Annotated in this window: 26 protein-coding genes and 1 riboswitch; of the genes, 18 read left to right on the forward strand and 8 right to left on the reverse strand. The window is 44.8% G+C overall.

Annotation, left to right across the window (positions count from 1 at the left end; all coding sequences use genetic code 11):
- Nucleotides 1–12 precede the first annotated feature (12 nt).
- From nikB to HU147_RS11245, 7 genes are all read left to right on the forward strand, one after another.
- A complete protein-coding gene (nikB, locus tag HU147_RS11215; protein WP_224076314.1) occupies nucleotides 13–957 on the forward strand; it encodes a nickel ABC transporter permease subunit NikB in 945 nt (314 codons plus the stop codon).
- Nucleotides 954–1,784, forward strand: a complete 831-nt coding sequence (gene nikC / locus HU147_RS11220; protein WP_224076315.1) for a nickel ABC transporter permease subunit NikC — start codon at nucleotides 954–956, stop codon at nucleotides 1,782–1,784. Before nikB ends, nikC begins: the two co-directional genes overlap by 4 nt.
- Nucleotides 1,778–2,629: an ABC transporter ATP-binding protein gene (locus tag HU147_RS11225; protein WP_224076316.1), complete on the forward strand. Its 852-nt coding sequence runs from the start codon at nucleotides 1,778–1,780 to the stop codon at nucleotides 2,627–2,629. Before nikC ends, HU147_RS11225 begins: the two co-directional genes overlap by 7 nt.
- A 34-nt stretch (nucleotides 2,630–2,663) precedes the next feature.
- On the forward strand, nucleotides 2,664–3,485 hold the full coding sequence (gene nikE, locus HU147_RS11230; protein ID WP_224076317.1) for a nickel import ATP-binding protein NikE: 822 nt from the start codon (nucleotides 2,664–2,666) through the stop codon (nucleotides 3,483–3,485).
- A gap of 287 nt (nucleotides 3,486–3,772) precedes the next feature.
- Nucleotides 3,773–3,958 (forward strand): hypothetical protein, encoded by a 186-nt coding sequence (locus HU147_RS11235; RefSeq protein WP_224076318.1) that lies wholly within the window; start codon nucleotides 3,773–3,775, stop codon nucleotides 3,956–3,958.
- Between the two features lie 508 nt (nucleotides 3,959–4,466).
- Nucleotides 4,467–4,892, forward strand: coding sequence for a hypothetical protein (locus HU147_RS11240; protein ID WP_224076319.1), 426 nt, complete (start codon nucleotides 4,467–4,469; stop codon nucleotides 4,890–4,892).
- 220 nt (nucleotides 4,893–5,112) lie between these two features.
- Nucleotides 5,113–5,529: an NUDIX hydrolase gene (locus HU147_RS11245; RefSeq protein ID WP_224076320.1), complete on the forward strand. Its 417-nt coding sequence runs from the start codon at nucleotides 5,113–5,115 to the stop codon at nucleotides 5,527–5,529.
- 102 nt (nucleotides 5,530–5,631) lie between these two features.
- On the opposite strand, the gene HU147_RS11250 is transcribed toward HU147_RS11245, so the two are convergent.
- Nucleotides 5,632–7,500 carry a heavy metal translocating P-type ATPase gene (locus HU147_RS11250; RefSeq protein ID WP_224076321.1) on the reverse strand — a complete coding sequence of 623 codons (1,869 nt, stop codon included), beginning with the start codon at nucleotides 7,498–7,500 and terminating at the stop codon, nucleotides 5,632–5,634.
- A gap of 106 nt (nucleotides 7,501–7,606) precedes the next feature.
- On the opposite strand from HU147_RS11250, the gene HU147_RS19425 reads away from it, so the two are divergent.
- On the forward strand, nucleotides 7,607–7,732 hold the full coding sequence (locus tag HU147_RS19425) for a hypothetical protein (protein WP_263427825.1): 126 nt from the start codon (nucleotides 7,607–7,609) through the stop codon (nucleotides 7,730–7,732).
- 88 nt (nucleotides 7,733–7,820) lie between these two features.
- On the opposite strand, the gene HU147_RS11255 is transcribed toward HU147_RS19425, so the two are convergent.
- Nucleotides 7,821–8,414 carry a YkuS family protein gene (locus HU147_RS11255; RefSeq protein ID WP_224076322.1) on the reverse strand — a complete coding sequence of 198 codons (594 nt, stop codon included), beginning with the start codon at nucleotides 8,412–8,414 and terminating at the stop codon, nucleotides 7,821–7,823.
- Nucleotides 8,415–8,621: 207 nt separating this feature from the next.
- Nucleotides 8,622–8,730, forward strand: a riboswitch (SAM riboswitch).
- A gap of 95 nt (nucleotides 8,731–8,825) precedes the next feature.
- Here HU147_RS11255 and HU147_RS11260 point away from each other — a divergent pair.
- Nucleotides 8,826–10,211: an LLM class flavin-dependent oxidoreductase gene (locus HU147_RS11260; protein WP_224076323.1), complete on the forward strand. Its 1,386-nt coding sequence runs from the start codon at nucleotides 8,826–8,828 to the stop codon at nucleotides 10,209–10,211.
- A gap of 174 nt (nucleotides 10,212–10,385) precedes the next feature.
- Nucleotides 10,386–11,387: a M23 family metallopeptidase gene (locus tag HU147_RS11265; protein ID WP_224076324.1), complete on the forward strand. Its 1,002-nt coding sequence runs from the start codon at nucleotides 10,386–10,388 to the stop codon at nucleotides 11,385–11,387.
- A gap of 84 nt (nucleotides 11,388–11,471) precedes the next feature.
- Here the strand turns inward: HU147_RS11265 and HU147_RS11270 are convergent, their stop codons facing one another.
- On the reverse strand, nucleotides 11,472–12,020 hold the full coding sequence (locus tag HU147_RS11270; RefSeq protein WP_224076325.1) for a TetR/AcrR family transcriptional regulator: 549 nt from the start codon (nucleotides 12,018–12,020) through the stop codon (nucleotides 11,472–11,474).
- A gap of 168 nt (nucleotides 12,021–12,188) precedes the next feature.
- Here HU147_RS11270 and HU147_RS11275 point away from each other — a divergent pair, with 168 nt between their 5' ends.
- A complete protein-coding gene (locus HU147_RS11275; protein ID WP_224076326.1) occupies nucleotides 12,189–13,616 on the forward strand; it encodes a DHA2 family efflux MFS transporter permease subunit in 1,428 nt (475 codons plus the stop codon).
- A gap of 54 nt (nucleotides 13,617–13,670) precedes the next feature.
- Here HU147_RS11275 and cyoE read toward each other — a convergent pair whose 3' ends face one another.
- From cyoE to HU147_RS11290, 3 genes are all read right to left on the reverse strand, one after another.
- The gene (gene cyoE, locus HU147_RS11280; RefSeq protein WP_224076327.1) at nucleotides 13,671–14,567 is read right to left on the reverse strand and encodes a heme o synthase; all 897 of its coding nucleotides are present in this window, start codon (nucleotides 14,565–14,567) and stop codon (nucleotides 13,671–13,673) included.
- A 260-nt stretch (nucleotides 14,568–14,827) separates the two neighbouring features.
- Nucleotides 14,828–16,006, reverse strand: a complete 1,179-nt coding sequence (locus tag HU147_RS11285) for an MFS transporter (RefSeq protein ID WP_224076328.1) — start codon at nucleotides 16,004–16,006, stop codon at nucleotides 14,828–14,830.
- 44 nt (nucleotides 16,007–16,050) lie between these two features.
- Nucleotides 16,051–16,629: a TetR/AcrR family transcriptional regulator gene (locus tag HU147_RS11290; RefSeq protein ID WP_224076329.1), complete on the reverse strand. Its 579-nt coding sequence runs from the start codon at nucleotides 16,627–16,629 to the stop codon at nucleotides 16,051–16,053.
- 273 nt (nucleotides 16,630–16,902) lie between these two features.
- Between HU147_RS11290 and HU147_RS11295 the strand changes: the two genes are divergently transcribed.
- The 3 genes from HU147_RS11295 to HU147_RS11305 all read left to right on the forward strand — a co-directional run bounded on the left by HU147_RS11295 (nucleotide 16,903) and on the right by HU147_RS11305 (nucleotide 19,881).
- The gene (locus tag HU147_RS11295; RefSeq protein ID WP_224076330.1) at nucleotides 16,903–17,166 is read left to right on the forward strand and encodes a hypothetical protein; all 264 of its coding nucleotides are present in this window, start codon (nucleotides 16,903–16,905) and stop codon (nucleotides 17,164–17,166) included.
- Nucleotides 17,167–17,405: 239 nt separating this feature from the next.
- Complete coding sequence (locus tag HU147_RS11300) at nucleotides 17,406–17,840, forward strand: hypothetical protein (protein ID WP_224076331.1); 435 nt, start codon at nucleotides 17,406–17,408, stop codon at nucleotides 17,838–17,840.
- A gap of 106 nt (nucleotides 17,841–17,946) precedes the next feature.
- Complete coding sequence (locus HU147_RS11305; RefSeq protein WP_224076332.1) at nucleotides 17,947–19,881, forward strand: fructose-1,6-bisphosphatase; 1,935 nt, start codon at nucleotides 17,947–17,949, stop codon at nucleotides 19,879–19,881.
- 70 nt (nucleotides 19,882–19,951) lie between these two features.
- Here HU147_RS11305 and HU147_RS11310 read toward each other — a convergent pair whose 3' ends face one another.
- On the reverse strand, nucleotides 19,952–20,818 hold the full coding sequence (locus tag HU147_RS11310; protein WP_224076333.1) for an STAS domain-containing protein: 867 nt from the start codon (nucleotides 20,816–20,818) through the stop codon (nucleotides 19,952–19,954).
- A gap of 262 nt (nucleotides 20,819–21,080) precedes the next feature.
- Complete coding sequence (locus HU147_RS11315) at nucleotides 21,081–21,992, reverse strand: 1,4-dihydroxy-2-naphthoate polyprenyltransferase (protein WP_224076535.1); 912 nt, start codon at nucleotides 21,990–21,992, stop codon at nucleotides 21,081–21,083.
- A gap of 260 nt (nucleotides 21,993–22,252) precedes the next feature.
- Here HU147_RS11315 and HU147_RS11320 point away from each other — a divergent pair, with 260 nt between their 5' ends.
- The 4 genes from HU147_RS11320 (at nucleotide 22,253) to HU147_RS11335 (ending at nucleotide 26,790) form a co-directional block, all read left to right on the forward strand.
- Nucleotides 22,253–22,939 carry a response regulator transcription factor gene (locus tag HU147_RS11320; RefSeq protein ID WP_440137302.1) on the forward strand — a complete coding sequence of 229 codons (687 nt, stop codon included), beginning with the start codon at nucleotides 22,253–22,255 and terminating at the stop codon, nucleotides 22,937–22,939.
- Between the two features lie 74 nt (nucleotides 22,940–23,013).
- Nucleotides 23,014–23,976: a sensor histidine kinase gene (locus tag HU147_RS11325; protein ID WP_224076334.1), complete on the forward strand. Its 963-nt coding sequence runs from the start codon at nucleotides 23,014–23,016 to the stop codon at nucleotides 23,974–23,976.
- Between the two features lie 101 nt (nucleotides 23,977–24,077).
- Entirely contained in the window at nucleotides 24,078–24,890 is an 813-nt protein-coding gene (locus HU147_RS11330) for an ABC transporter ATP-binding protein (protein WP_317985516.1), read from the forward strand.
- On the forward strand, nucleotides 24,847–26,790 hold the full coding sequence (locus HU147_RS11335; protein WP_224076335.1) for an ABC transporter permease: 1,944 nt from the start codon (nucleotides 24,847–24,849) through the stop codon (nucleotides 26,788–26,790). The genes HU147_RS11330 and HU147_RS11335 overlap by 44 nt, the downstream gene beginning before the upstream one ends.
- Nucleotides 26,791–26,914 lie beyond the last annotated feature (124 nt).

A 26,914-nucleotide genomic window follows, 5' to 3' on the forward strand; every position in this document is an offset into this window, starting at 1 on the left:
GGAGGACAAGTCATGGCAACCTATATTACAAAACGGCTCCTTGCTGTCATCCCCATCGTTCTCTTTGCCATTTTTCTGATGTTCTTACTCATCCGCCTTTCGCCGGTTGATCCTGCAGAAGCGTATCTTTCCGCTGCTCATATTCATCCAACGGATGAAATTCTGGCAGAAAAAAGGCATGAATTCGGTTTGGACCAGCCGTTATGGATGCAGTATGTCCGAACGGTCAAAGGAATTGTCCTACTGGATTTTGGCAATTCGTTTGTAACGAATACTCCTGTTTGGCAGGAGATTGCAGCAAGAATGCCAGCAACCATCCAGCTCGCCCTCAGCAGTATACTGTTGGCCATTGCCATCAGCATACCGCTCGGCTTTTTGTCAGCGGTATACAAAAACGGGGCGATCGATCATTTTAGCAGGCTGCTTTCTTTTTTAGGTGCTTCCATCCCTCAGTTCTGGCTGGGGTACCTATTGATTTTTCTCTTTTCCGTCAAACTGGATTTGTTTCCGGTGGAAGGGAAAGGGACGTGGCAGCATTTTATCCTGCCCAGTCTCACTTTGTCCCTGGCATTGATTGCCGTCTACACCCGCTTGCTCCGGGCCAGTGTGCTGGAAGAGCTGGATCAGCAATACGTCTTATATGCGCGGACGCGGGGAATCAAAGAAAAAGCCATTATGGGCAAGCACGTCTTAAAGATTGCAATCGCTCCTATGATGACGGGACTTGGCATGAACCTTGGAAAACTTTTGACCGGTACGATTATCATCGAACAAGTTTTTTCATGGCCGGGTTTTGGCCGGTACTTTGTAGAAGCCATATTTAACCGGGACATTCCTGTTATTCAATGCTACGTGATGTTGGCTGTCTGCTTATTTGTCATATGCAACTTGATTGTGGATATTGTGCAAATGTATATGGATCCACGCATTGCAATGAAGGGAAGGGCTCAGTTTTGATTTCCAGCATACGAATCGCAAAAAAGAGCCAGGCGGCCATCCTCATTGGCTCTGTCACACTGGCCGCATTCTTCCTGATCGCTATTTTAGCTCCTTGGATTGCGCCGAATGATCCCATCCAAGTGAACCTGGCATTTAAACTGTCGCCACCTTCTTTGGACTACCCTTTGGGAACGGATCATTTAGGGCGCTGCAACCTGTCTCGACTTTTATATGGCGCGCGCGTCTCGTTAGGCTTTGCTTCTTTAATTTTTGTGGCTGCTTTAGGTTTCGGTTTGGTGATTGGCACAATTGCCGGATACAAAGGCGGCGTAATTGATGCTGTATTGATGAGATTTTGCGAAGGCGTTATGGCGTTTCCGAATCTTGTGCTTGTTCTTGGCATCGTCGGACTGCTTGGCCCCGGGCTGTGGCAGGTGGTGATGGCGCTGATGATGGTTCAATGGGTATATTACGCAAGAATGATCCGCAATATGATCGTCGGTTTGAAAGAACAGAATTTTATACTGGCTGCCCGCTTCAGCGGATCTTCTACAGGAAAAATAATCAGGCGCCACATGATTCCAAATGTGCTGCCTCCGGTTCTGGTTATGGGCACGCTTGAAATGGGATGGGCAATCATGGACCTGTCGGCACTGTCATTTCTCGGGCTCGGCGTCCAACCTCCGACTCCCGAATGGGGTGCCATGATTCTGGAAGGCAAAAACTTCATCCGCAGCCAGCCTGAATTGATGCTCTACCCAGGGATCATGATACTGCTCGTTGTGATTTCTTTTAATGTAGTTGGTGAATCTTTATCAGAGAAATACGGCATTAAAAAATGGTAGTGGAGAGGGATGATTGGATGGACAACCAGCATTACGTACTGCAGGCGAAGGATGTAAATATCTCAGTAAACTCAACTCAAGGAAGGCTGCCCCTCGTTCATGACCTGCATTTGAGTTTAAAACCCGGAAAAGTTCTGGGACTTGTAGGAGAAAGCGGGAGCGGCAAGACCATTACGTGTATGGCGCTGCTACAACTGTTAAATCCAAAAACCACCCGGATAGGCGGCAGCATCCAGCTCAATGGCCGTGAACTGAATGGGCTGAAGCCTAAAGAAATGCGCAACGTTCTCGGGAAAGAAATCGGCTATATTATGCAAAATCCCATGAATGCTTTTACGCCCGTTTATACAATCGGCAGCCAATTTGTAGAAACGATCCGCACGCATACACCTCTTACAAAAAAACAGGCGATTGAATTGGCGGTTTCGTCTATGGCCGCAATGGATTTGCAGGAACCCGATCAATTAATGCGGATGTACCCTTTTCAGCTGAGCGGCGGAATGCTGCAGCGGGTCATGATCGCGATTTCGATGTGCCTGCGTCCATCTGTGCTGATTGCGGATGAACCGACAACCGCACTTGACGTAACAAGCCAAATGCAGGTTCTTTCAGAACTGGACCGGCTTCGAAAAGAATGCGGCACTTCGATCTTGCTGATATCGCACGATTTAGGTGTTATTTCAGCTCTGGCTGACGAAGTGGCAGTGATGCAAAAAGGGCGGATTGTGGAAAAAGCGGATGTCTTCCAATTGTTCGATCAGCCGCAGCATCCCTACACGAAAAAATTGCTGCAGGCCAGACCTGTGTTGCCGATGGAATACGAACGTGAAAAGCTGGTCATATAAACTAATTGGCCGATAAAGTGAGATGAGGGACACGATGAATTTACTAGAAGTGGCAGGTGTGACGCATACATATGGCTCGTTCCGTTCGTTTCGCCGTAAAGAAAAAGCGGCGCCTGCCCTTTCCGATATATCCCTTTCTATCGGAGAAGGCATGTGCCTGGGGCTTCTCGGAACAAGCGGAGCCGGCAAAAGTACATTAGGGAAAGTGATTTTGGGTGTTGAAAAACCGACAAAAGGAACAATCCTATTCGAAGGCAAAGATCTCTATACAATGGAGGCTGCTGCCCGAAGGCATTTTCGCAGGGACCTGCAAGTCGTTTTCCAGGACAGTTTTTCATCGGTGAATCCGAGAATGACGGCGGAAAAGATTATCAGTGAGCCACTGGAAAACTATGAGAGACTTTCTCCTTCGGAACTGAAAAGGAATGTGGCGCAATTATTGGAAGTTGTCGGATTGCATGCGGAAGACATGAAAAAATTTCCGATGCAATTCAGCGGCGGACAGCTGCAGCGGATCAATATTGCGAGAGCAATTGCCCTAAAGCCGAAGATGCTCGTTTTGGATGAACCTGTCAGCAGTCTGGATATAGTCACCCAGGCAAATATCTTAACTTTATTGAACGAGTTAAAAGCTAAGTATGGCCTTTCGTATTTGTTTATTACACACGACATCAGAGCAGCATATTCGGTTTCTGATGCACTTGCAGTAATGGATAAGGGAAGAGTGGTCGAAATGGTTCAAGACAAGGACGAAATCTTTTCTTCCGAGCAGCCCATTGTGAAGAAATTGGTGTCTTCTATACTTCCTGAACATCCGCGAAACCGGACGCTATTAAACCGGGAAGTTTTTGTGTAATCAAGATGGGACCATTCAAAGTCATTAAGGCGTTTGGTCAATGAAGTAAAATGCAACTGAAAAGTGTATGGCTGCGAAAAGTGGACATTGCCAATAAACCGCCGAAGAGAAACAGACTTTGTTTTTCTTCGGCGGTTTTTCCTTTAACTACGGGTAGGAAATAAAAGGAATTATTGGTAATCTAAAATAGTACGAATATCCATTAAAAAGAAGTAGATTCAGTACGAAGTACAACGCAATTGCCGAATGGAGCTTAACTAGTCGTTTTTAGTAAAAAGGAGGAACTCATGAAGCAACGCCTGGAACTTTCAATCATTTATTTTTTTGTGTTAGGCTCGGTTTCGATTTCCAGTATGAAATTCATAGGCCAAACGGCAAAGTCTGTATTTTTTGGAATCGGCATGGCTGTCTTGATCGTCATTGGAATCATGAACATCTACAAATATATCCAAAAAACCGCTGATAATACTTAAGCGAGAGGCATCCAATGCAGATGCAAGCTAGGCTTTGAAGGAGGGAGGCTGAAATGGAAAGGTTCGAGATGAGTTTTAAGAACAAGCGGGTGCGGATCTGGTTTTCGGTGATTTTGCCAATAAGTGTCTTGGCAATTCTTTTAACCATTTTTCTTCCTGTCGAACTGCAAATCATACCTACACTGCTCTTATTGTTCACGTTAGTCATCTACTATGCCTGGGTTTTTATAAGCCAGAGAAAGAATAAAGGCTGAGCAAGAAAAAGGAGTAGCGCCTAAATCTTCCGAATAGAAAGTGTGATTTTAATAAGAAACAAGCTGAAAATATTTTTGATTTTCATAATGGGAATAATTGCAAGTTTTATCATATCGTATTTTTTTAGAATCTAAAAAATGGTGTTTCTTGATAAGCAGGAAGGGAGAATGCATTGAAGAGGATAGAAGAACAGTTTGGCATCTTGTTTTCCGCGGAGCAAAGCCCTTATTTTCAAGCGCAAGAAGAGCGCCGAATGGTTATCCTGCATCAGGAGTTAAAAGAATGTGCGGGTTTTATGCAGAGAATCATTACTTTCTTGTTTGAAGAGGATTCACGAATTGATTTGACCTTCCTTAAATCATATATGCCATACGGCTTTAAAAAGCCCCGCTTCTTTGAGAAGCAGGCCTTGCACCAGTCATTTGTTATCCGCAATTGGAAAGAGGAATACTTAGACAGGCAAGAAACCGAAGCAGTTTTGCATTACGCCACGGTAAAGTCAGTTTCTTCAGTAGAGGTTTTTCAATATGTAAAAGGAATAATAATAGGGAAGCAGCCCTCTTTGATCGCCTTCTATAATGACCACTACATGCTTGACGTGAACAGCGATGAGGTGGTCATCATTGCAAAAAATAAAGAAGACATCCATGCGCTGCGGAAATTTCTGCAGAAAGGATAAAACACATGAAAAATTATCAATTTTATCGTACCGCACTTATTATCTTATTTACTGCAGTCCTAATTTATGAACTAATGACGAAAGGTTTTATCTTAACTTTAAGTGCGGCCATCCTTTGTACCGTCCTATTAATGGCGATGGATAAGAAAAAGAAGAGCTCGAACAAGGCGGAGAAGCATTCTTAAATGAAAGCAAATGAGGATTCGGAGGAGGAAACGCAATGGACGGTCAAAGAAAAAGCTGGAATGGTGCAGCGGCGTTGATAATGCCGAAACATAAGCTGTTAATGATAAAAGCGAAGGAATCCGGCAAATGGAGCATCCCGTCTGGCGGAATTGAAGAAGGAGAGTCGCCTGAACAGGCTTGCATACGGGAAGTATGGGAAGAAACCGGCTTTACAGTACAAACGATTGGCTCCATACATACGAAGAAAGCCGTCATTAAAGATTACGACGTCACCACCTCATATTTTCAATGCAAATTAGTGAAAGGGCAGATAGCGTATCACGATCCGGACGATGCCATCGAAGAAATTGCCTGGAAAACAGATAAAGATCTGTTGCATCTGGACCTTGAATACCCCGAAGACCGGGAACTCCTGCTGTCCCACTTTAACCGCAAGGCTGTAGAAATGTGATCCTTTTGAAGAACTAGATAAGAAAAACTCACCTATCCTTATCAATCCAACGAGCCGCTTTAATCAAAGCGGCTCGATTTTTTTATTTAGATATGATGAATTTCATATATCTCTGTTCAACATGCGCAGCCCATTCAAAATCACCAGAATCGTGCTGCCTTCATGGCCGATGACGCCATAAGGAATGGTAATCGACTGCATAAAATTGAGGAATACAAGAACAATAATAACTCCCACTGAAAAGTACATATTCTGTTTGACGATTTTCTCCATTTTCCGGGCCAAGCGGATGGAGTAAGCGATCCGTGATAAATCGTTTTTCATCAAGATGACATCGGCTGTTTCCAGTGCCACATCGGTGCCTTCGCCCATCGCAATGCCGGTCGTAGCGGTTGCCAGTGCAGGCGCGTCGTTAATGCCATCGCCGGTCATGGCCACGAATTCGTAGTCGGTGATCAGTTTCTTCAGTTCTTTCACTTTGTCGCCCGGCATACAGCCGCCGACATAGGCATCCACGCCGCTTTCTTCCGCAATGGCTTTAGCTGTTTTCTCGTTGTCGCCCGTCAGCATAATGCAAAAAATGCCGGCTTCCTGCAATTCGTGAATGGTGCTTTTCGTGTTGTCCCGGATGGTGTCTTTTAAGGCAATTGCTGCCGCTATGCCTTGGCTGTCCCGGACAAACGTGACGGTTTTGCCTTCATTCGCCAATCGGGTTAATAAGCCCCCATGAAAAGCTTCGGCTTCATCCTCTCCGGCAAATGCCGGTTTGCCGATTTTAATTTCTTCCCCTTGAATGATCGATTTCAATCCGTTGCCGGGTACGTCCGTAATTTGGAGATTGGCCAGCGGTTCAATCTTTTGGGCCGTGATGTATTCCGTAATGGCTTTAGCCAGCGGGTGGTTGGATTGCTTTTCAATTCCTGCAATTTTCTCCATCAATTCCTTAGGAATGAGTCCTTCGCGCAGAACGAAATCCGTAACTTGCGGCCGGCCGCGTGTTAGAGTCCCAGTCTTGTCAAAAGCGATGGCCCGGACAGAACTCAGATTTTCCAAATGGACGCCGCCTTTAAAAATGATGCCGCTTTTAGCACCATTCGATATGGCTGCCAAAGTCGCAGGCATGATGGATGCCACAAGCGCGCAGGGAGAAGCCACAACAAGCAGGAGAATCGCCCGGTAAAAAGTGGTGTTCCAGTCCCAGTTGAATAGGTAGTGGGGAAGGAAGAGCATCAGCGCAAAGACCGCGAGCACAACGTTGACATAGTTTCCTTCAAAACGTTCGATAAATTGCTGGGAAGGCGGTTTTTCACTTTGGGCGGATTGTACGAGATCGATAATCTTTTGGACCAGCGTGTCAGAATTCGGCTTGGTCATTTCCATCGTGATGGCGCCGCTCAAGTTGACCGTCGATGCGAATAAATAATCAGGCGGATCTTTGGATACAGGAATCGACTCACCGCTTATGGTCGATTCATCGACTACGGTATGCCCCTTTACTAACTTGCCATCAGCCGGTATCCGTTCGCCCGGCTTCACAACGAGCTTGTCGCCTGGTTTCAGCGTTGAAATGCCGACGCGGACTGTTTCTTCCCCTTTCAACAGCCACGCTTCTTCCGGTTGGATTTTCATCAAAGCGGACAACTCATGCCGGCTTTTGTTGACGGTATAAGTTTCCAAGGCGCCGCTGAGCGAAAAAATGAAAATCAGGATGGCACCTTCTGTCCAATAGCCGATGAGAGAAGCTCCGATAGCAGCCAGTACCATCAATAGCTCGACATTGGGTTTTCGGTCTTCCAAGGTTTTTTTCAACCCGTACTTTGCTTTGGCATAACCGCCGATGCCAAAGGCAAGCAGATAGGTAACGGCCGACAAGCTGGCAACCCCCGAAGTCTCCAGCAGATAAGCGATGACAATTAAAACTCCGGACACCACGGCGGCAATCAGTTCAATATGCGTTCTCCAGTTTCGCATACAGCACCTCCTCGTTTATGATGGTTTTAAGTTCGCGTAAATAGACATCAGCGCTAAAGTGTTTTTAATATTCTGATTAAAAAATGTTATGTTCATCTTACTACGAATGAGCATAAAAGATAAGGAGGACTATAACAAATGGCGGGAAGATGCTGCCGAAAAGAAAGGGCGTAAAAGGAAATATCCTGTTGCACGAATTGGCAACGGTGGAGTGGAGAAATACAAGCCGTAACGATTATGAAAAATAAAAAACAGCGAAGCCACCTAATCGGTGGTTTCGCTGTTTCCTCTATACTATTCATTTTCAAAACCGAAACTGCTTAGTGAAGCATGGAAGAATCGGTTGAATCGGTCGTGCTCTTAGATGCGTTACTGCTATCGCCTTCTTTAGAGCTTGATACTTTATCTTTTACTTGATTTGTTGCGTCTGTCGCTTTTTCTTTCGCCTGTGTCGCGAGTTCAGTCGCTTTTTCTTTAACTTGGGCGATTTTTCCGCTGCCATCGCTTGAAGAATTGCTGCTGGCCAATTTATCTTTTACCGTTACTTGCAATTCCTTGCCGCTTTTTGGTGCCATTAGAAGGGCAAGGGTAGATCCAATTGCTGCTCCGCTTAAAAGACCCGCGAAGAAACCGCCGCCGGATTTGCCTTTTGCCGCGTTCGGCTGGCCGCTGATTTTTCCTGCCCGTTGAAGGCGCTCTTCCACTTCAGCCACAATTTCTTTAACCGAACTGCCGCTGACTTCTACTAAAGAACCTTCAAAGCTCAGGTAATCGTAGCTGTCTGAGTTCCGCACGACAATTACATCGTAGCGGATTGCGTCTGTTTTCTGATTGACCATATCGGCCTGATACCCTTTTTTCTGTAAAGCTTTTTGAATGTCTGTAAATGGATGTTCTACTGCAATTCTTACCATATTACCAACCTGCTTTCTATTTAGAGTCATGACTGTCTTTTTCCCTCTTTGACCCCCTTCTTAAACATAAGGCATGTTTTAAGATAGAAGAGCGGAAAAAGAAACAAAGGGAAAGACAATTCTTTTTCCCGAGTAAACAAATAAGAATTATAAAATTAGTTGTTGACTCTTAGTTGTTTTAATATTATGATTATTTTAACTTCATACATCTTATCCAGAGAAGCCGAGGGACTGGCCCGTTGACGCTTCAGCAACCTCTGACATTTGTCAGAAAGGTGCTACTTCCAGCAAGGATTTCATTCTTGGGAGATAAGAGCGGGACGGTAGCTATACTTAACCTTCTTTTCTCTTTCCGGGAAAAGAAGGTTATTTATTTTTGTCAAAACAACGCAACCAAAGGAGAGGGAAATTATGACACGCAAACGAATTTATTTGAACGCTTTTGACATGAACTGCGCCGGCCACCAGTCGCCGGGGCTCTGGACGCATCCGGAAGACCAGTCGCATCAATACAAAGACAGCGAATACTGGATCGAACTTGCAAAACTACTGGAAAGAGGCAAGTTTGACGCCATTTTCATCGCTGATGTACTTGGTACATATGATGTCTACAACGGTTCAAGAGACGCCGCAGTCCGGCAGGGAGCCCAGTCGCCGGTCAATGATCCTTTGCTTGTCGTGCCCCTCATGTCAGCAGTGACCAAACATTTGGGCTTCGGGGTCACTGCATCCGTCACCCATGAGCATCCTTACACCTTTGCCCGCCGGATTTCGACGCTCGATCATTTGACGAAAGGCCGGGTCGGTTGGAATATTGTTACTTCTTATTTAAAAAGCGCTGCGTTGAATATCGGCAAAGAAGACCAGATCAAGCACGACGAACGCTACGACATTGCCGATGAGTATTTGGAAGTTTGCTATAAGTTATGGGAAGGCAGCTGGGAAGATGGTGCGGTCATTGTGGACAAAGCGAATGGCATCTACGCCGATCCCGGTAAAGTGCACGATATCAATCATGAAGGAACGTACTATAAAGTGCCGGGTGCCCATTTGTCGGAACCGTCGAAACAACGGACGCCGGTATTGTATCAGGCAGGCGCATCCAAAAAAGGCGTGGCGTTTGCCGGGAAACACGCGGAATGTGTCTTCATCGGCCCGCCGAATATCGGTATTGCCAAACAAACGGTCACAAAAATCCGTACTGAAGTTGCAAATGCCGGACGTAATCAAGAGGACGTGAAAATTCTTTCCTTGATGACACCGATTGTCGGCAAGACGGAAGAAGAAGCCATTGCCAAATATGAAGATTATAAGAAACACATCAGCCATGAAGGGGCGCTGGCATTATTCGGAGGTTGGACGGGTGTGGATTTGTCCGGCTATGCTCCAGAGCAGCCACTGGAATATATCGAAAACGATGCCATCCAGTCCGCATTGGAGAACTTCACCAAAATACTGCCGGGCAGAAAACCGACCGTCAACGACATCAAGGAATACGTTGGCATCGGCGGACTGGGGCCATTTACGGTCGGTTCCCCGGAACAAGTAGCAGATACATTGGAACGATGGGTAAATGAAGCAGGCGTCGATGGCTTCAACATCGCCTATGCGATTACGCCGGGGACTTTTTCCGATTTTATCGAACTGGTCGTGCCGATTCTGCAAGAGCGCGGCCTTGTCCAAAAAGAATATCAGGGCAGTTCTTTGCGGGATGCCTTGTTCGAAAAAGGAGATCATCTTCTGCAGGCGCATACAGGGAAACAATACACGAGAGTGCCTATAACGGCAGCCAAATAAATAGATGCATAATAAAGAAGAGGCTCATTTTAAGGCTTCTTCTTTTTGTTGCTCTTTGACAAAGGAAGTTTATGCTAAAATTAATATAATGGATTTATTCTCGTTCAAACCGGTATAGGCCTTGCAATTAGCAGCAACAGGGGAAATCCTTACTCTTCAAAACAGGAGGAAACTATGTGCAGCTTATCAAATGATCTTGTAACACCGGAAAGTTTTGGTGAAACCTTTTTAAACGGAAAGCCGGAAACTATTTATGCACAATGTGTAAAAGAGTTTAAAGAAATGATTTCACTTCAGCAATTCACTGAACTTGTCAGAGACTTCAATGCTGGAGTAGAGCATTATGCTATAAACAGCACTTCAATGATTGGATTTCAAACACAGTATGTTTGGCTGGATAGCCGCCAAGAGAAAGCCGTTTGCGTGGTTTTTGATTCTGTCCATCAAATCCACAGGTTGCTGATCAAACCGTATTTGACTTTCCCAAAAAGCGATCAGCGGTACACACAAAACTTATATACGATGCCAATTCAGGAGGAATGGTTTGTTTTCTGGGGCGGCAAGGATGAATTTTTAAATTATCATTATTTATATGAATCTCAAAGATACGCATACGATTTAATCATGATGAAAAATTATCAGAGTTACAAAGACAATCCGATGCGCAATGAAAATTATTATGCATTCAATCAGGAAGTTGTAGCACCAGCGAACGGCCAAATTGTAAAAGTGATTAACCATCTAAAAGATAATGTACCAGGTGAAATGGATGAAACTCAGCCGGCAGGCAACTATGTAGTCATCAAGCACCTAAACAACGAATATAGCTTATTGGCTCATTTCAAACAAAACTCCATACAACCTAAAGAAGGCGAATTAGTACAACAAGGCCAATTTATTGGATTATGCGGAAATTCAGGGAACTCTTCAGAGCCGCATATTCATTTTCAAGTGATGGATTCGCCTGACTTGAACACGTGCAAATCGATTTGCATCCGTTTCGCCGATGGCACAGAGCCGGTTCAAGGAGATACCGTGAGTTTAATGACACCAGACAATGATTCGGGCCGCTCACAATCCAAGGGGTTGGATAAATTCGACAAAGCCGAAATCGCTTTTTCATTTACGGACGTATTGCTGATCATTCCTCGTTTATTTGCTCAACTGTTTAAATAGATCAAAAAAAAGCATTAATTCCGGTTGGAATTAATGCTTTTTTGTTGTGGAACTTATTATGTCGGCAATGTCTTGCCAATCGGATTAAGGCTTCTTTTGATACATCAAGTTGATTTGGTGGGCAATGTATTCGGAACTGTAATAAGTTCCGTCCTTGATCCACCACAAAATAACCCCCATCAGCGAAGCGGCAAGGAGGTCCAAGGACACAAGATCATCTGACTTCTCGATTCCTCTCGTATTTCTCCGCTGCTGGATAAACTCTTTAATCACTTCATGCATCTTCACTTTAAAACGGGGCCCTTCAAACAGCACGGCGAACAATTTCCGGTGCTGGTAGAAATAGTCGAGGAATGCCAAAAGGCGTTCTTCGTTTTTCAGCTCTTTCACTTCCAGCAATGGGGTTAAAGTCTGCGACAAATCGTTGAAGATATCCTGTGCTATATAACGCAGCAAATCATTGATGTCCTGGAAATGAAGATAAAAAGTTGCCCGGTTCAACTCGGCTTTGTCGGCTATTTTTTGGACAGTTAACGATGTCACATCAGGATTTTCATTGAGAATCGAGATGACGGCCTCTTTCAATACCCGTTTGGAACGGAGAGCCCGCGGGTCCGGTTTTTTGTGTGCCATTATATTACGCTCCTTTGTCTATAATCTGGCATTTCTGCGACAGTATTAGGCGGTTTGTTGTTTAGTTGACGGATTGTCCGGCATTGTTTATAGGCAGGATTAAAACGAATTGCTATTATATATTTTATTGACATTGTGTTGTAAAAGCAATGAAGAAAGGGATTTTATATGGCATCAACTATTAACAAAAAAGTTTTATTGACAGTTATGATTTTAGGCTGTTTTTTATCAACGCTTAACCAGACCTTGCTAAACGTCGCTTTAAGCAGCTTTATGGACATATTCTCTGTGGAAGCCTCTACTGTGCAATGGCTGTCGACTGGATTTATGCTCGTGAACGGCGTCTTGATTCCCGTTACGGCGTATTTAATGAAACGTTTTTCGACTCGCCAACTGTTCATCGCCTCCATGTTGTTTTTGCTGGCAGGTTCGATTCTTTGTGCTGTTGCGCCGAGTTTCTCGGTTCTACTGGCTGGCCGCATGATCCAAGCGGTGGGTGCGGGAATCATCATGCCGCTCATGATGAGTGTGGTCATGTTTATCTTTCCGGTGGAAAAACGGGGAAGTGCGATGGGGCTGATCGGTTTAGCGATTATTTTCGCACCAGCCATTGCCCCGACACTTGCCGGCTTTATCATTGAATATGTCTCCTGGCGCTGGCTGTTTATCGGATTGATCCCGTTTGTCGTGGTCATTATATTACTGGCGTTGAAGTATTTGATCAATGTCACGGAACCGCAAAAAGCGAAAATTGATGTAACAAGCGTTATTTTATCGACTTTCGGTTTCGGCCTCGTGCTTTACGGCGTCAGCACAGCGGGACGCGACGGCTGGAACGATGCCATTGTTCTGGCGTCTGCCATTGCCGGAGCAGCGATTATCGTGCTGTTTTGTTTGCGGCAAATCAAATCGGCAGATCCATTGCTGAACCTTGCTGTATTCAAAAACCGCACTTTCACAATGACATCACTGATCAATATTCTGGTGACGATGATGATGTATGCGGACATGACGCTGCTGCCGATCTATCTGCAGGACGGTCGCGGCTTTACAGCATTTGATGCTGGTCTCCTGTTATTGCCGGGAGCAATCATTAATGCGTTTCTGTCCCCTGTTACCGGCCGGCTATTTGACCGCTTTGGAGCGAAGCCGCTGTTCATCATCGGCTTGTTGTTCATCATTCCGTCGATGTGGGTCATCACGGATTTATCCAGTGATACCACATATTTATTCTTGATGATCCGGACGGTGTTCTTAAGAATCGGCTTGAGCTTCATCACCATGCCGCTGAATACTGCAGGGCTGAACGCATTGCCGAAAGAGTTGATTACGCATGGTACGGCAGTCAATAATACAGTCCGCCAAATTGCCGGATCTATCGGAACGGCTATTGTCATTACAGTATTCAGTACGCAGACATCGAATTATGCGTCAGAACTGACCCTTGAAATGCCGGATTTCCAGGCTGCAGATATTCTGGAAATGGCAACGGCTTCGGGTACAAGTGATGCGTATTACTTTATGATGATTCTCGCAATCGCTGCATTTATCATTACACTGTTTACGAAAACAAAAACTGCCGAGAAATCAGCATAAAAAACCCCTCACAATTAATTTTGTGAGGGGTTTCTTATGTTTATGTGCAAAGTATTACAATGCGTTCAGCAGAAGCCCAATCGAAGAATAAATAATCACCGTAGAGAAAATCATCATCATATGGACCAGGGAAAATAAGAACATTTTATTTGCCCAAACTTCTATCTTCATGCTGCGTGAGCCAAACAAACTCAGTCCCAGCCAAATCAATCCTAAGATCAGGGACATCAAAGTCAAGCCAAGGCTTAAAGGCAGGAACAAAAAGCTGGAGAGCACGAGCAGAACCAAGTAGATATTGCTTTGGATGTAAGTGCGTTTTGCGCTTTTGACGACGGGAAGCATCGGAATGCTTGCCGCCGCATAATCTTCTTTTTTGCGGATGGCGATGGCATAAAAATGAGGCATTTGCCAGATCACCATGATCAAAAATAATGCCCAGCATGCAGGGTGCCAGATGTCAGGAGCCACGGCAGCCCAGCCGATTAAAGGCGGAATGGCACCGGAAATGCTGCCTACTTCTGTATTCCAGATCGTGTGGCGCTTGGTCCACATCGTATAAGGTATGACGTAAAAAAAGACTCCTAAAAATCCTAGGAACGACGCCAAGGGAGATGCAAAATACAATAAGGCAAGCCCGATAAGCAACAGCAGAACAGCAGCTGACGCTACCCGTTTAATTGAAATGGATCCGGTCACCGTAGGGCGTACTTTAGTACGGGCCATCAAGACATCAATGTCGCGGTCGTAAATATTGTTGAAAGCTCCCGAAGCTGCAATAATAGCCGCAGTTCCTGTAAACGCCAGTAGGATGTTCGCGATGTTCTCAGTAAAGCTGTATTGATAGGTGTACAAAGCGAGCATCAATCCGGCCACCATTGGAATTAAATTCGACTTGATGATTCCGGTTTTTACAACTTGAGCCCATAACGCTTTTTGAGATTGTTTTGTCATTTATATTCTAGCCTCTTTCATATACACGAGGACCACTGTAACCCAGACGATTGTTTACATCCTGAAATTCTTTTTTTGTAAAATCAATTTCATGCAGTTCAGTAAGACTTCGTTCATACTCTTGCTTTCTATATCCAACAACTAAGTATACATGAAATAGCTGCTTAAGTTGGTTAAAACATATCGACAATTTCTAAAAAAGTATTCAAGTTACTTTCTTTATATTGCGAAGATTCATTTCATATAAAAAAGCAGCGAAATTAATTCGCTGCTTCATGGGGCACTTGTTTCGGCGTTTTCCAGGCCAAGGTCAAGGCAATGCCGATGGCAAGGGTAACCGTCGCAAAATAGAATGGATAGTTTAAATCGATATCGAAAAGAATGCCTCCGATAATCGGGCCGATAATGTTCCCGATGCTTGTGAACATCGAGTTCATACCGCCTACAAATCCCTGTTCATTTCCAGCAATACGGGACAGATACGTCGTAACTGCCGGGCGCATCAAGTCAAAACCGACAAAGACCACCATAGTGACGAGCAAAATCGCCCAATAGCTTGTCACATAAGTCAAAATCAGGACAAGGGAAGTAGAGACGATCAAACTGTAGCGGATCAAACGGATTTCTCCCCACCAGCGCGTAAAGCGGTCGAAAAAGCCGACTTGCACGATGACTCCGACAATCGCACCGAGTGAAATGACGACGGCGATATCCTGCGGCGTAAAGCCGAATTTATGGTCTACAAACAAAGCGAACAGCGACTCGAAAGATGCGAGTCCGAATGAGGAAATCAGGATGACCATAAAGGCAATAAAATATAGGGGTGAGAAAATACGGCCAAATCCCGTTTTCTGTTCACCGTATAAGTTCTCTTCCTGTATCTGGCGTTCAGGTTCTTTCAGCAGCAAGAGCGAGAGGAACATCGCAAACAGCCCGAAGCCTGCCGCAAAGAAAAAGGGAAGGCGTGTGCCGATTTCTGCCAGGAAACCGCCGATGCCCGGTCCGATGATAAAGCCGGTTGAAATGGCAGCCGACATATAGCCGAGCGCTTTCGGCCGTGTCTTGAGCGTTGTAATGTCCGCAATATACGCGGTAACTGCCGGCATGATAAAGGCCGCACTGACGCCGCCAAGCAGGCGGGACACAAACAGCACTTCAACCGATTGCCCGAGGCCGAATAACAATTCGGATATGCTGAAAACCAACAAGCCCAGTACAATCAATGGCTTCCGGCCGTACTTGTCGACGGCGCGCCCGGCAAGCGGGGAAACGACCAGCTGCGCCAGCGCAAAAGCGGACACCATATAGCCTACAACCGTCCCCGAAATATTCAATTCGTTCATGATGGTCGGAGTCACCGGGATGACCAAGCCGATTCCTAAAAATGCGATAAATAAATTCAACAGCAAAATAGATAAAACCAATTTGTAATTCTTCATAAATAAACCTCTTTTACATTTTTTCAATGACTAAAAACGAAGCTTTATGCGCGGACCAGGCCGCGCCAAAAAATCGGCCACACCGCTTCATACCGCTTCAAGTATGCAGCTTCGCCGCTGTACACCAATTCTGTGATGGTCCCTTCAATGACGGTGATAAATGCCAAAGCACAGCTGGAGAAATCATCGGAGTAAAGGATGTTTTCATGGCGTTCACGTTCTCTAATGACGCGGGTAAAGTGCCGGTGCATTTTGTCGAAGAGGGGGTTGATCAACTCGCCGATCTCTTTCTCAAGCCGGGCAGGCGGAAAATACATCGTCCGGAGGATGAACTTCATATAATCATTGTCTTCTAAGTCCTCGATAAACCATTCAAAATAACCACGGAGCAAACCTTCGAGCGGCTCATTTTTCATTCTCCTAAAATAACTCGCCAAATGGCTTCTTTCCATTTCCAAAGCGTATGTTAAGGCAGACAAGAACAATTCATCCTTGCCAGCGTAGTGGGCATAAATCGAAGGTTTTTTAATGCCTACGGCGTCTGCAATCTTGCCAAGCGAAGCGCCTTCGTATCCTTCATTGGCAAACTGGACAAGAGCCGTTTGCAAAATCACTTGTTTCATTTTTTCACCTTCCTAACGGTCGTTAGTCTACTATCGCATGTTTGCTTCCAAAGGTCAAAAGATAAAGCAATATCATCAAGCCGCGGCAATTATTAAAATATTAAATATCGAAATCCTAATTTTGGAAAAAGTGAAACACCATAGCAGTTCTGTCGTATACTAAGCAAGAAGGGAAATAGGAATGGCTTATAAGCAGAAGATAAAACTGGCATTAAATAGCCTGGCAATAATTAAGCAGCATGTGAAACTGTTGAAACTTAAGGGGGAGTTATAATGTCTGAGAAAGATTCCGGCGTTTCCATCATCTACATGATTTTTGCCACGTTCGGCATGATTTTGGTTGCGCTGGGAGGTATAAGTTTGATCCAAGTGGAAGATAGTTCTGCACGGGTAATGATAATCTTGATCGGAATTATTGTCGTGGTGAACTACGTTTATTATTTGGAACGAAAAGCAGGGGTGAGCAACAAGATGATCTGGGGACAGTCCGGCATCCTGATTGCCTCCATTATTGGATATGCTTTTTGGGTTCTCTAATACATATAAAACCAAGGGAGGGACGAAACAGTGGAGATAGCTAAAAGAATGAGTGATGCTAGTTTCTTTTTCGGGATTTTTCTCTGCTTCGGAGGGTTAATCCATGTTTTGGGCTTTTCCCATCACGAGATTTTTCGTCTTTCAGCGTTCTTCAGCTTTCTATTTATAGGGCTGGGAGTTTTGCTAAGTATCTTTACGACACCCGAAACAGGGCAGTTAAAAAGGAGGGAGGAAAACAAATGAAGTACTATCTGACAGAAATCATCATTTCGCTGCTGCTCTTTTTTGTAATGATGTATGTAGACCAGACAGTTTACCGAAATGTGATGCCGTTAAACGTAATCATGATGTTGTTGGTACTCCACGTCATTTTCTTTAAATATTTACTGACGGAAAAGCGTATCCTACCTTATATAGTGTTGCTGATCCTCCTGGTTCCTGCCGTTTACTTCTCGCTCCCGGCATTAACGTATGACGAAGCCGAACAGAAGATTCACAACAGCTATGATCTAGAAGAACTGGAATCGATTCTCGTACCGCTTGAAAACGATTCCTGGAATCCCTTTACCGCAACATCGGCTCATTTGTTTACCGGAAAGTCCGGATCGGAAGAAATCACCTTGCTGGTGAATACGATGACGGGCGAAATTTTGCCAAGTACGCTGCCATATTAATAAAAGCTTTTCAGATAATGTGATAACTTCCGGCGTTTTCTTCTATAATGAAAGTATAAACCTTAATTATTTGGCAACTAACTTTTAAGAACGGAGGGAGTTCAACATGAAAAATATCAAATATTTGGATTTACTGGCGCAAAAGTATGACAGTGAGGAAAAAGTGGCCACTGAAATCATCAAGCTGGAATCCATCCTGGATCTCCCGAAAGGAACCGAGCATTTTGTCAGTGACTTGCACGGTGAGTATCAGGCATTTCAGCACGTACTGCGCAACGGCTCCGGAAATGTGAAAGTGAAAATCCGTGACCTTTTCAAAGATGAACTGCAGGAAAAAGAACTGAACGAATTTGCAACCTTGGTTTATTACCCTGAAGAGAAGCTGCAAATGATCAAGAGTCATTTCAGCACCAAAAAGGAATTGCATGAGTGGTACATAGAAGTCATTGAACGGCTGCTGAAGCTGATCTCCTATGCTTCTTCTAAATACACCCGTTCCAAAATACGCAAAGCCTTGCCGAAGCAGTTTGTCTTCATCATTGAAGAACTGTTGTATAAAACTGATGAATTCACGAATAAAAAAGACTATTACGGGAAAATGCTGGAGCAGATCATTTCATTGGGCCAAGCGGATAAGCTGATTATTGGGCTAGCCTACACGACGCAGCGTTTGGTCGTGGATCATTTGCATGTGGTGGGCGATATTTACGACCGGGGACCGGATCCGCATAAAATTGTGGATACGCTGATCGATTATCATTCGGTCGATATCCAATGGGGAAACCACGACGTCCTTTGGCTCGGGGCATTTGCCGGCTCGAAAGTCTGTCTGGCGAATATCATCCGGATCTGTGCACGGTACAACAATTTGGACATCATTGAAGACGTCTACGGGATCAATTTGCGTCCGCTTTTAAACCTGGCGGAGAAATATTATGACGACAATCCTGCTTTTCGGCCGAAACGAATTTCCGGTGAACAATTGACCGAACAGGAACAGCTGCAGATCACCAAAATCCATCAGGCCATTTCCATTATTCAATTCAAGCTGGAAAGCCCGATCATCAAACGGCGCCCGTGTTTTGCGATGGAAGACCGCTTGCTGCTTGAGAAAGTGGATTATGAAGCGGACACTGCCACGTTGCACGGCATAACGTATAATCTGGAAAATACATGTTTTCGTACGGTCAATCCGGATCAGCCGGATGAATTGCTGGAAGAAGAACAGCAAGTGATGGACAAATTAATAGTGGCAGTCCAGCACTCCGAAAAACTCGCGCGCCACATGAATTTTATCATGAAAAAAGGCAGCCTTTACTTGAAGTACAACGGCAATTTATTGATCCACGGCTGTATTCCGCTGGATGAGAACGGCAATATGGAAGGCATGGAGATTGAAGGCAAAAATTATGCAGGGCGGGAGCTCTTGGATATTTTTGAGCATTACTTGCGCTATGCGTTCGCGCATCCGGAGGAAACCGATGATTTCGCGACCGATATGGTATGGTATCTGTGGACAGGCGAGTATTCATCGCTGTTCGGCAAACGGGAAATGACCACGTTTGAACGTTATTTCATCAAAGAAAAAGAGACGCACAAAGAACGGAAAAACCCTTACTATTATTTGCGTGAAGATGAGGACGTATGCCGGAAAATGCTGGAAGAATTCGACTTGAACCCGGATCAGGGCCGCATCATCAATGGCCATACGCCGGTCAAGGAAATTGACGGGGAAAATCCGATCAAAGCGAATGGCAAGATGATCGTCATCGACGGCGGCTTCTCCAAAGCCTACCAGTCGACTACGGGCATTGCCGGCTATACGCTATTGTACAATTCTTACGGCATGCAGCTTGTGGCCCATCAGCTGTTCAATTCCAAAGACGAAGTATTGAGCAATGAAACCGATGTATTATCCGTCAAGCGTTTGGTGGATGAAGAGCTGGAAAGAAAGAAAGTCCGGGAAACCAACATCGGCGAACAACTGATCCAGGAAATTTCCATTTTAAACAGCCTGCGGGAATACCGGTATATGAAATAACAACGAGAAAAACAAAAAACGGAAGCCCCAAGATAGATGTCTATCTTAGGGCTTCCGTTTTTACTTGTATTTATTTTTCAGATACATGCAGTTTATGGAATTTCATTGCATGGGCTATTTTGCTGTAAACTTCGATTTCGCCAAAATTGATGCCTAATTGGATGGCAGTTTGGGCAATGACCGGGCTGATTCCGGCAATCGCCGTTTTTACACCAATAATCTTTAATCCTTCAATCAGCTGGAAAATTTGGTGGGCTACCATTGTATCAATGATCGGAACGCCTGATAAATCAATGAATAGACGTTCGGTTGAATTGTTATGGCATTGCTGCAATACTTTTTCAAACATAATTTGGGCACGGTACGTATTGATTTCGCCGACCAGTGGAAGCAAGCCAATCTCTTTTGTCAATAGGATGACCGGTGCGCTCATTTCAACAATCATTTCCTGCTGTGCATTCAATCTCGTTTCTGCTGCTTTGGTGTTTTGAACCGTAAATTCCAAGATGATTTTATTAATCGTGTTTACGATGGCCTTGTTCCATTCATTGACTTGTGCCGGGGAAATGCGATTTTCCTGCATTGCTGCAAAATCTTCGATATGCTGCAAATATTGCTGCTGGGTTCTGAAAAATTCTTTTAAAACGGCTTCAAGCGGTGTAGCCAAATGCCCTTCGTCTTTTGCGACCTTTTCAATCCATCCTTCAAAATCTTTTACGCACTCCATATCGTCACGTGTAAACATGGCACACATTAGCTCATGAAACTCCTGGTTTTGCTGTTTCAGCTTTTCAATAACTTCTGGATTTGAAGATGCATATACTCCGCCAGCGCTTTTATCGAGTGTTTGATACCATTCATCTGTCATTTCTTTATTTCGTTCACATAAAAAATCGTGAAGTTTGTCATTTTTTAATGTCAGTTGCTCGTTCGGCATGGTGTCCTGCTCCTTATTTAGCTAGAGTTGCTTGGTTTCATGTAACTATAATATACGAAATCCTTAAGTTCTGCACTTATAGTTGCGCTGATTCAGATGGAATTCAAAATAAATCGAAGGAAAACACCAGAAATACGGTTAAAAGGAAGACGGCCGGTTTGGTATCCAGCGTTGCCATTCAGCTGATTTCAATATATGAGACTAAATAAGAAAACCCCGAACAGCCGAATGTTTTCTTCAACGGTTCGAGGTTCCATTATGATTAAAACAAATAACTGATCAATAAGCCTGCCGACAACAGGAAACCGAAAATGGTATTGGTCATAGCGGTTGATTTCATAGCCAATTTCATGAATTGAGGTTCTGTTGCGCCTTTGCGGAAGCCTTGAATAGCTGAAACCGGTTTTTTCAAGCTCAGGAAGACGACTAATGCCCAAGGGCTGATATAGCCCATCACGACAATGGCAACAATCCAAAGGTAAGCCACGGCAAAGGCGATGGCCAACCCAATAACAGCCTTGTCTCTGCCCAAAAGAATCGGAAGCGTTTTTCTGCCGCCTTTCGTATCTTCAACAATATCCCGGATATTGTTCGACATGTTGATGGCCCCGACCAAAATGCCGACCGGGATGGAAATCAACAAACTCTCCATCGTGATAAAGCCGGTCTGGATGAAAAACGCAATCAAGATAAAACCGGTTCCCATCGCAAGGCCGGAAAACAATTCACCAAATGGTGTATAGGCGATCGGAAGCGGGCCGCCTGTATACAAAAATCCGATAGCCATGCCGATAAACCCGATGGCCACAAGCCACCAGCTGCTGTTCATGCAGATATACAATCCGATAAATGCAGCAAAAACATATAAGGAGACGGCCACGCTTAGCACATTTTTCGGCTTTAATCCGTGGCGGACAATTCCGCCGCCGATGCCGACCGAATCCGCTGTATCCAAGCCGCGTTTAAAATCGTAGTATTCGTTGAACAAATTCGTGGCGATCTGCAATGCCAGGCATGCCACCATCATCGCAATAAATAGGGGCCAATCAATTTCCGTAACATATAGCGCTGCTACTGTTCCTAGAATGACGGGCGCAAATGTCGCCGTCAATGTATGCGGACGCGTCATTTTCCACATCAATTTGGCGGGACTGATTTCCATTGTGTTTTCCATAATCATTTCTTTTTCTCCCTGCTTAATTTAATCGTTAATGCTGACTACAGCATCTAACTGCTTCTTCTCTACAATTAATTATTATAGCAAATAAACACTCTTTTTAATTATTTGGTGTTTAATAAATTATAGAAGCATTTAGAGTTTACAATTGTCTGTAATAAAACAGCCACTTTTATAGAATGTGAAGGATGATTCTACAAATTGCTTGTTCATTTGTACTTCCAGTAGAATGGAAAGAAGAAAGGAAGTGTCCGATTATGGAAATGAAGATTTTCATCGTAGAAGACGATGCGGCCATATTTCAGTCACTGAAAGAAGGGCTGGAAAAGTGGGGCATGCAAGTAATGGCTCCGGCGAATTTCCAGGAAGTGCTCAGCGCTTTTTTGAAAGAGCAGCCGCATCTGGTAATTATGGATATCCAGTTGCCGATTTATGACGGATTTTACTGGTGCCGGGAAATCCGGGCCGTTTCCAAAGTTCCGATTATCTTCCTGTCTTCCCGCGACCATCCGATGGATATGGTGATGGCGATGCAGATGGGAGCGGATGATTACGTCCAGAAGCCTTTTAATTCGGATGTTTTAATGGCGAAAATACAGGCGACTTTGCGCCGCGTGTATTCATATGGTGAAGAAGCGCCAACGGATGTGATTGAATGGAACGGAGCGGTGATCGATTTGAAACGCGGCATGATCCGTATGGGAGACAGCGAAGCGGAATTGACGAAAAATGAGTTTTTCATTTTGACCGTTTTGGTTGAGTCAAAAGACAAAATCGTTTCTCGGGATGAGTTGATCCGCAAGCTCTGGGATGATGAACGTTTCGTCAATGACAATACATTGACGGTTAATGTCACTAGGCTTCGCCAGAAACTGGCTGAACTGGGCCTGGAAAATGCCATCATGACGAAAAAAGGGCTGGGCTATTTGGCAGTTACTTTGTAGAACGGAGGGTTTTTTTGTTTTTCACTTATTTAAAGGATATGAAAAGCTGGCTCTTTTTTTTCCTGTTTTCGCTTTTGGCAGCAGACCTTCTGCTTTTGCTGGATCCGGGTATTGTGGTGAAGATTTCATCTTTGGCATATCTCAATGTGTTAATCCTGATTGCTTTTTCCATCTTTGTATTCTGGCGTTACCAAAAAGAAACGGTTTATATGCGGCAATTGGAAAAACTGGCAGGCGAGACCGATTCCGATTGGCATGAAGCTTTGCCTGAAAGTGAGTTTGCACGGGACGAAGTGGTGAACGAGCTTTTGAAAGATGCCGGAATGGCTTTTGCAAAACGACTGGGTGACGTCCGGAGCCGCACAGTCGTGCAAGGAGAATATACGGCTGCATGGGTCCATGAAGTGAAAGCACCGCTTACAGCGATGAAGCTGTTGATTGATGCCAATCAGGATATACCTGTGATGCGCCGAATCGATGCAGAATGGCTGCGCGTTTTCTTATTGGTGGACCAGCAATTATACATATCGCGATTGCCATCGCTCGAACAGGATTATGTGCTCGAATCGGTTCCGTTAAAAAGCCTGGTCACGGCAGAAGTCCGGGAATTGATGTCCTGGTGCAGGGAAAAGAACATTGCCTTGGAATTGGACGGATTGGACAGGATCGTCGTAACAGATACGAAATGGGGCCGCTTTGTTTTTCGGCAATTATTGACGAATGCAGTGAAGTACAGTCCGGAGGGCGGGACAATCACAGTGGAAGCGCGTTTAGAAAACAACGGCCGAACCATTTTGTCAGTGAAAGACGAAGGACCCGGCATACCGGACCATGAAATGCCGCGCATTTTCGATAAAGGCTTTACTGGAGGCACTGGCCGTATTCAAAATGCGGCAACAGGACTGGGGCTGTATTTGGCGAAGACAGTTGCTGAAAAAATGGGCATCGCCTTATCGGCATTCTCTGCACAAAATCAGGGGACAAAGCTTGAGATGGCCTTTCCGCTGGAAAATGAATTTGAACGAATCCGTAAGTGACAACATTGTCACCTACAGCTCCCTGTTTGTCATGTAAATCAAACGACCTGCAAGAAGCAAGGCAGTAAGATAAGGATATAAGTAAACAGGGAGGCAATTGTATGACTATGTTAAAAACCGCAAAAAATGAAACCAGCCAAACAACGAAAAAACCCGTGCTGCATGCACAAAATGTCCGGAAATCTTTCGGATCACGAGGCAATGTCCAGCAAGTATTGAAAGGCATAGATTTGCGTGTCCAAGAAGGGGAGTTCGTCGGAATCATGGGGGCATCGGGAGCGGGCAAGACCACGCTGTTGAATGTATTGGCCACAATCGACCGCGCAACTGAAGGCACGATCTTAATCGGCGGGGCAGATATTTCACGCATGAAAGATGCTAAATTATCCGCATTCCGCCGCGATCAGCTTGGATTCATCTTCCAGGATTATAATTTGCTTGATACTTTAACTGTAAAAGAAAATATTTTGCTGCCGGTATCCCTCGGCAAAATGAAGAAAAATGAAGCAGAAGCGGAATTCCAGGCGATTGCGTCCATTTTAGGCATTACGGATCTGGCAAACAAATACCCACATGAAATTTCCGGCGGCCAAAAGCAGCGGACTTCCGCTGCGCGTGCACTGATCAATAAACCGTCGATGGTATTCGCCGACGAACCAACCGGTGCGCTCGACTCCAAATCGGCGTCCTCGCTGCTCGGCACATTGGCAGACGTCAACCAAAAACGCGAAGTCACGATTATGATGGTCACCCATGACCCGCTCGCTTCGAGTTATTGCAGCCGGGTTGTCTTTTTGAAAGATGGAAATATCTATTCCGAGCTTTATAAAGGCAGCAAATCGAGACAAGACTTCTTCCAGGAGATTATGAATGTCCAGGCTGTGCTCGGGGGTGACAGCGTTGACGCTCTTTGATCTGGTCATCCGCAGCATGCGCAAAAACATCAAGCATTATTACTTGTACTTTTTTGCGCTGATTTTAAGCGTCGTCTTGTATTTCGTGTTTGCCACCCTTCAATACGATTCGGCCATTCTGGAGTTGAGCGGAACGAATATGGGCACAGCATTCCAGGCAGCCGGAGTTCTGCTATTATTTATCGCCGGCATTTTCGTGGTTTACGCCAATTCGATTTTCTTGAAAAGAAGAAGCCGCGAAATCGGGCTCTATCAGTTGATCGGCTTGACGAAACGGGTGGTGGCCCGGTTGCTGATTGTCGAAAACATCCTTCTTGGAATCGGCGCTTTACTTATCGGAATCACAGTGGGTTTACTCGTTTCACGGGTATTTCTGCTGCTATTGATGAAGCTGATCGGCTATGACACGTTTATTGAAGTAAGTTTCTCTATGGCAGCTGTGACGCAGACAATCATCGTTTTTATCGGCATCTTCGCATTGACGACGATTCAAATGATTTTTACGGTTTTCCGCAACACGTTGCTGTCTTTGTTTAACTCGGACAAAGCAAGTGAACACCCTAAAAAACCGAAGACAGGTGTGTCAGCTGTGTTTGGCGCATTCGGTTTGCTGCTGGTCGGTTTCGGCTACTGGTTTTCGGGGCGCATGCTGAACGAGCTGTTTTTCTATAACATCCTGATCGTATTGGCCACGGTTATTGCAGGGACTTATCTATTGTTCCGTGTTACCATCAGCTGGCTTTTGTTTAAAATTCGAAGCCGCAAAGAAGGCCATCTCGGTTTATTGAACAGTTTATCTTTAGCACCGCTCATGCATCGTTTAAAAGGAAATGCCAATTCACTGACGATCATTACGATTCTGTCGGCGATGACGTTGACAATGGTCGCTTTTTCATACGCAATGTATTATGAAACCGAGCGGGAAACTCAAATCCGGATGCCGTTTGATTTTATGTTTGAGAACGACGAGGCACAAGCAAATGAGATTATGGGCGAGATGGATCAAAAGGGAGTGGCCTATCAGCACGGCAAAGTCGAACTGCTGATAGTACCGACCATGTTTGAACAAGGTGTGTTCCTAGGACAAAGGTTTGAAAGACCGACGGCAATCATCAGCGAAAAGCAGCTGCAAGCAGCAGGAATCGAGGTCATGGCTCCTAAAGACGGCTCAGCCAGTTACCACGATGCATCTTCCATTTCCCTGTTTGCGGATTCTGTAGAGTTGCCGATTCAAATTGAGATCCAAGACGAAGATCTCACAACCGTCGAGATAACAAAGATGGGCGAACGCAATGTCATCAACTGGTCCATATTTTATGGCCAGCTCGTGGTCAATGAAGAGACCTATCAGTCAATGAAAAACAAATTCTCCGGAATGGAAGACTCAAAAATTGAATTTATCGATGGCTTCCATATCTTAAATGAGAAAGACCAAGAAACTGCTTCAGCCCTTTTCCAGCAACCCAAATATGCTTCAGACGGGCCGCATGTGGATTATTATTCTTCTTATAAAGAAGCGGTGCAGGACAATGGCTTGATAATCTTTATCGCCGGCTTCTTGGGTCTGGTGTTCTTGATTTCGACAGGCAGCATTTTGTATTTCAAGCAAATGACTGAAGCCGAACAGGAAAAGAAAAGCTATGCAACCCTGCGCCAGCTTGGGTTTACAGGCAAGGAAATCATGAAAGGCATTATCCGCAAGCAGGCGTTTGTCTTTGGTTTGCCGCTTGCCATCGGATTGCTGCATTCCATCTTTGCGATGAAAGCCGCATCTTTCTTCTTCCAGTCGGACATTCTGGTGCCGGCAACCCTTGCAATGGGAATTTACACACTGATCTATGCAGTGTTTGCATTCCTGACAATCGGTTATTACCGCAAAACGGTGAATGCCGCTTTATAACATGAAAGCACGATTAGGGCCATTCCTATCGTGCTTTTTTTAATGTGTTAGCTTTTTTATGTATTATTCAAAGAATTGGGTATAGAAAATAGAGAGAGGTAACTAATCATCAAGAAGAATGATA

This window comes from Planococcus chinensis (genome assembly GCF_020071995.1).
Lineage (GTDB): Bacteria > Bacillota > Bacilli > Bacillales_A > Planococcaceae > Planococcus > Planococcus chinensis_A.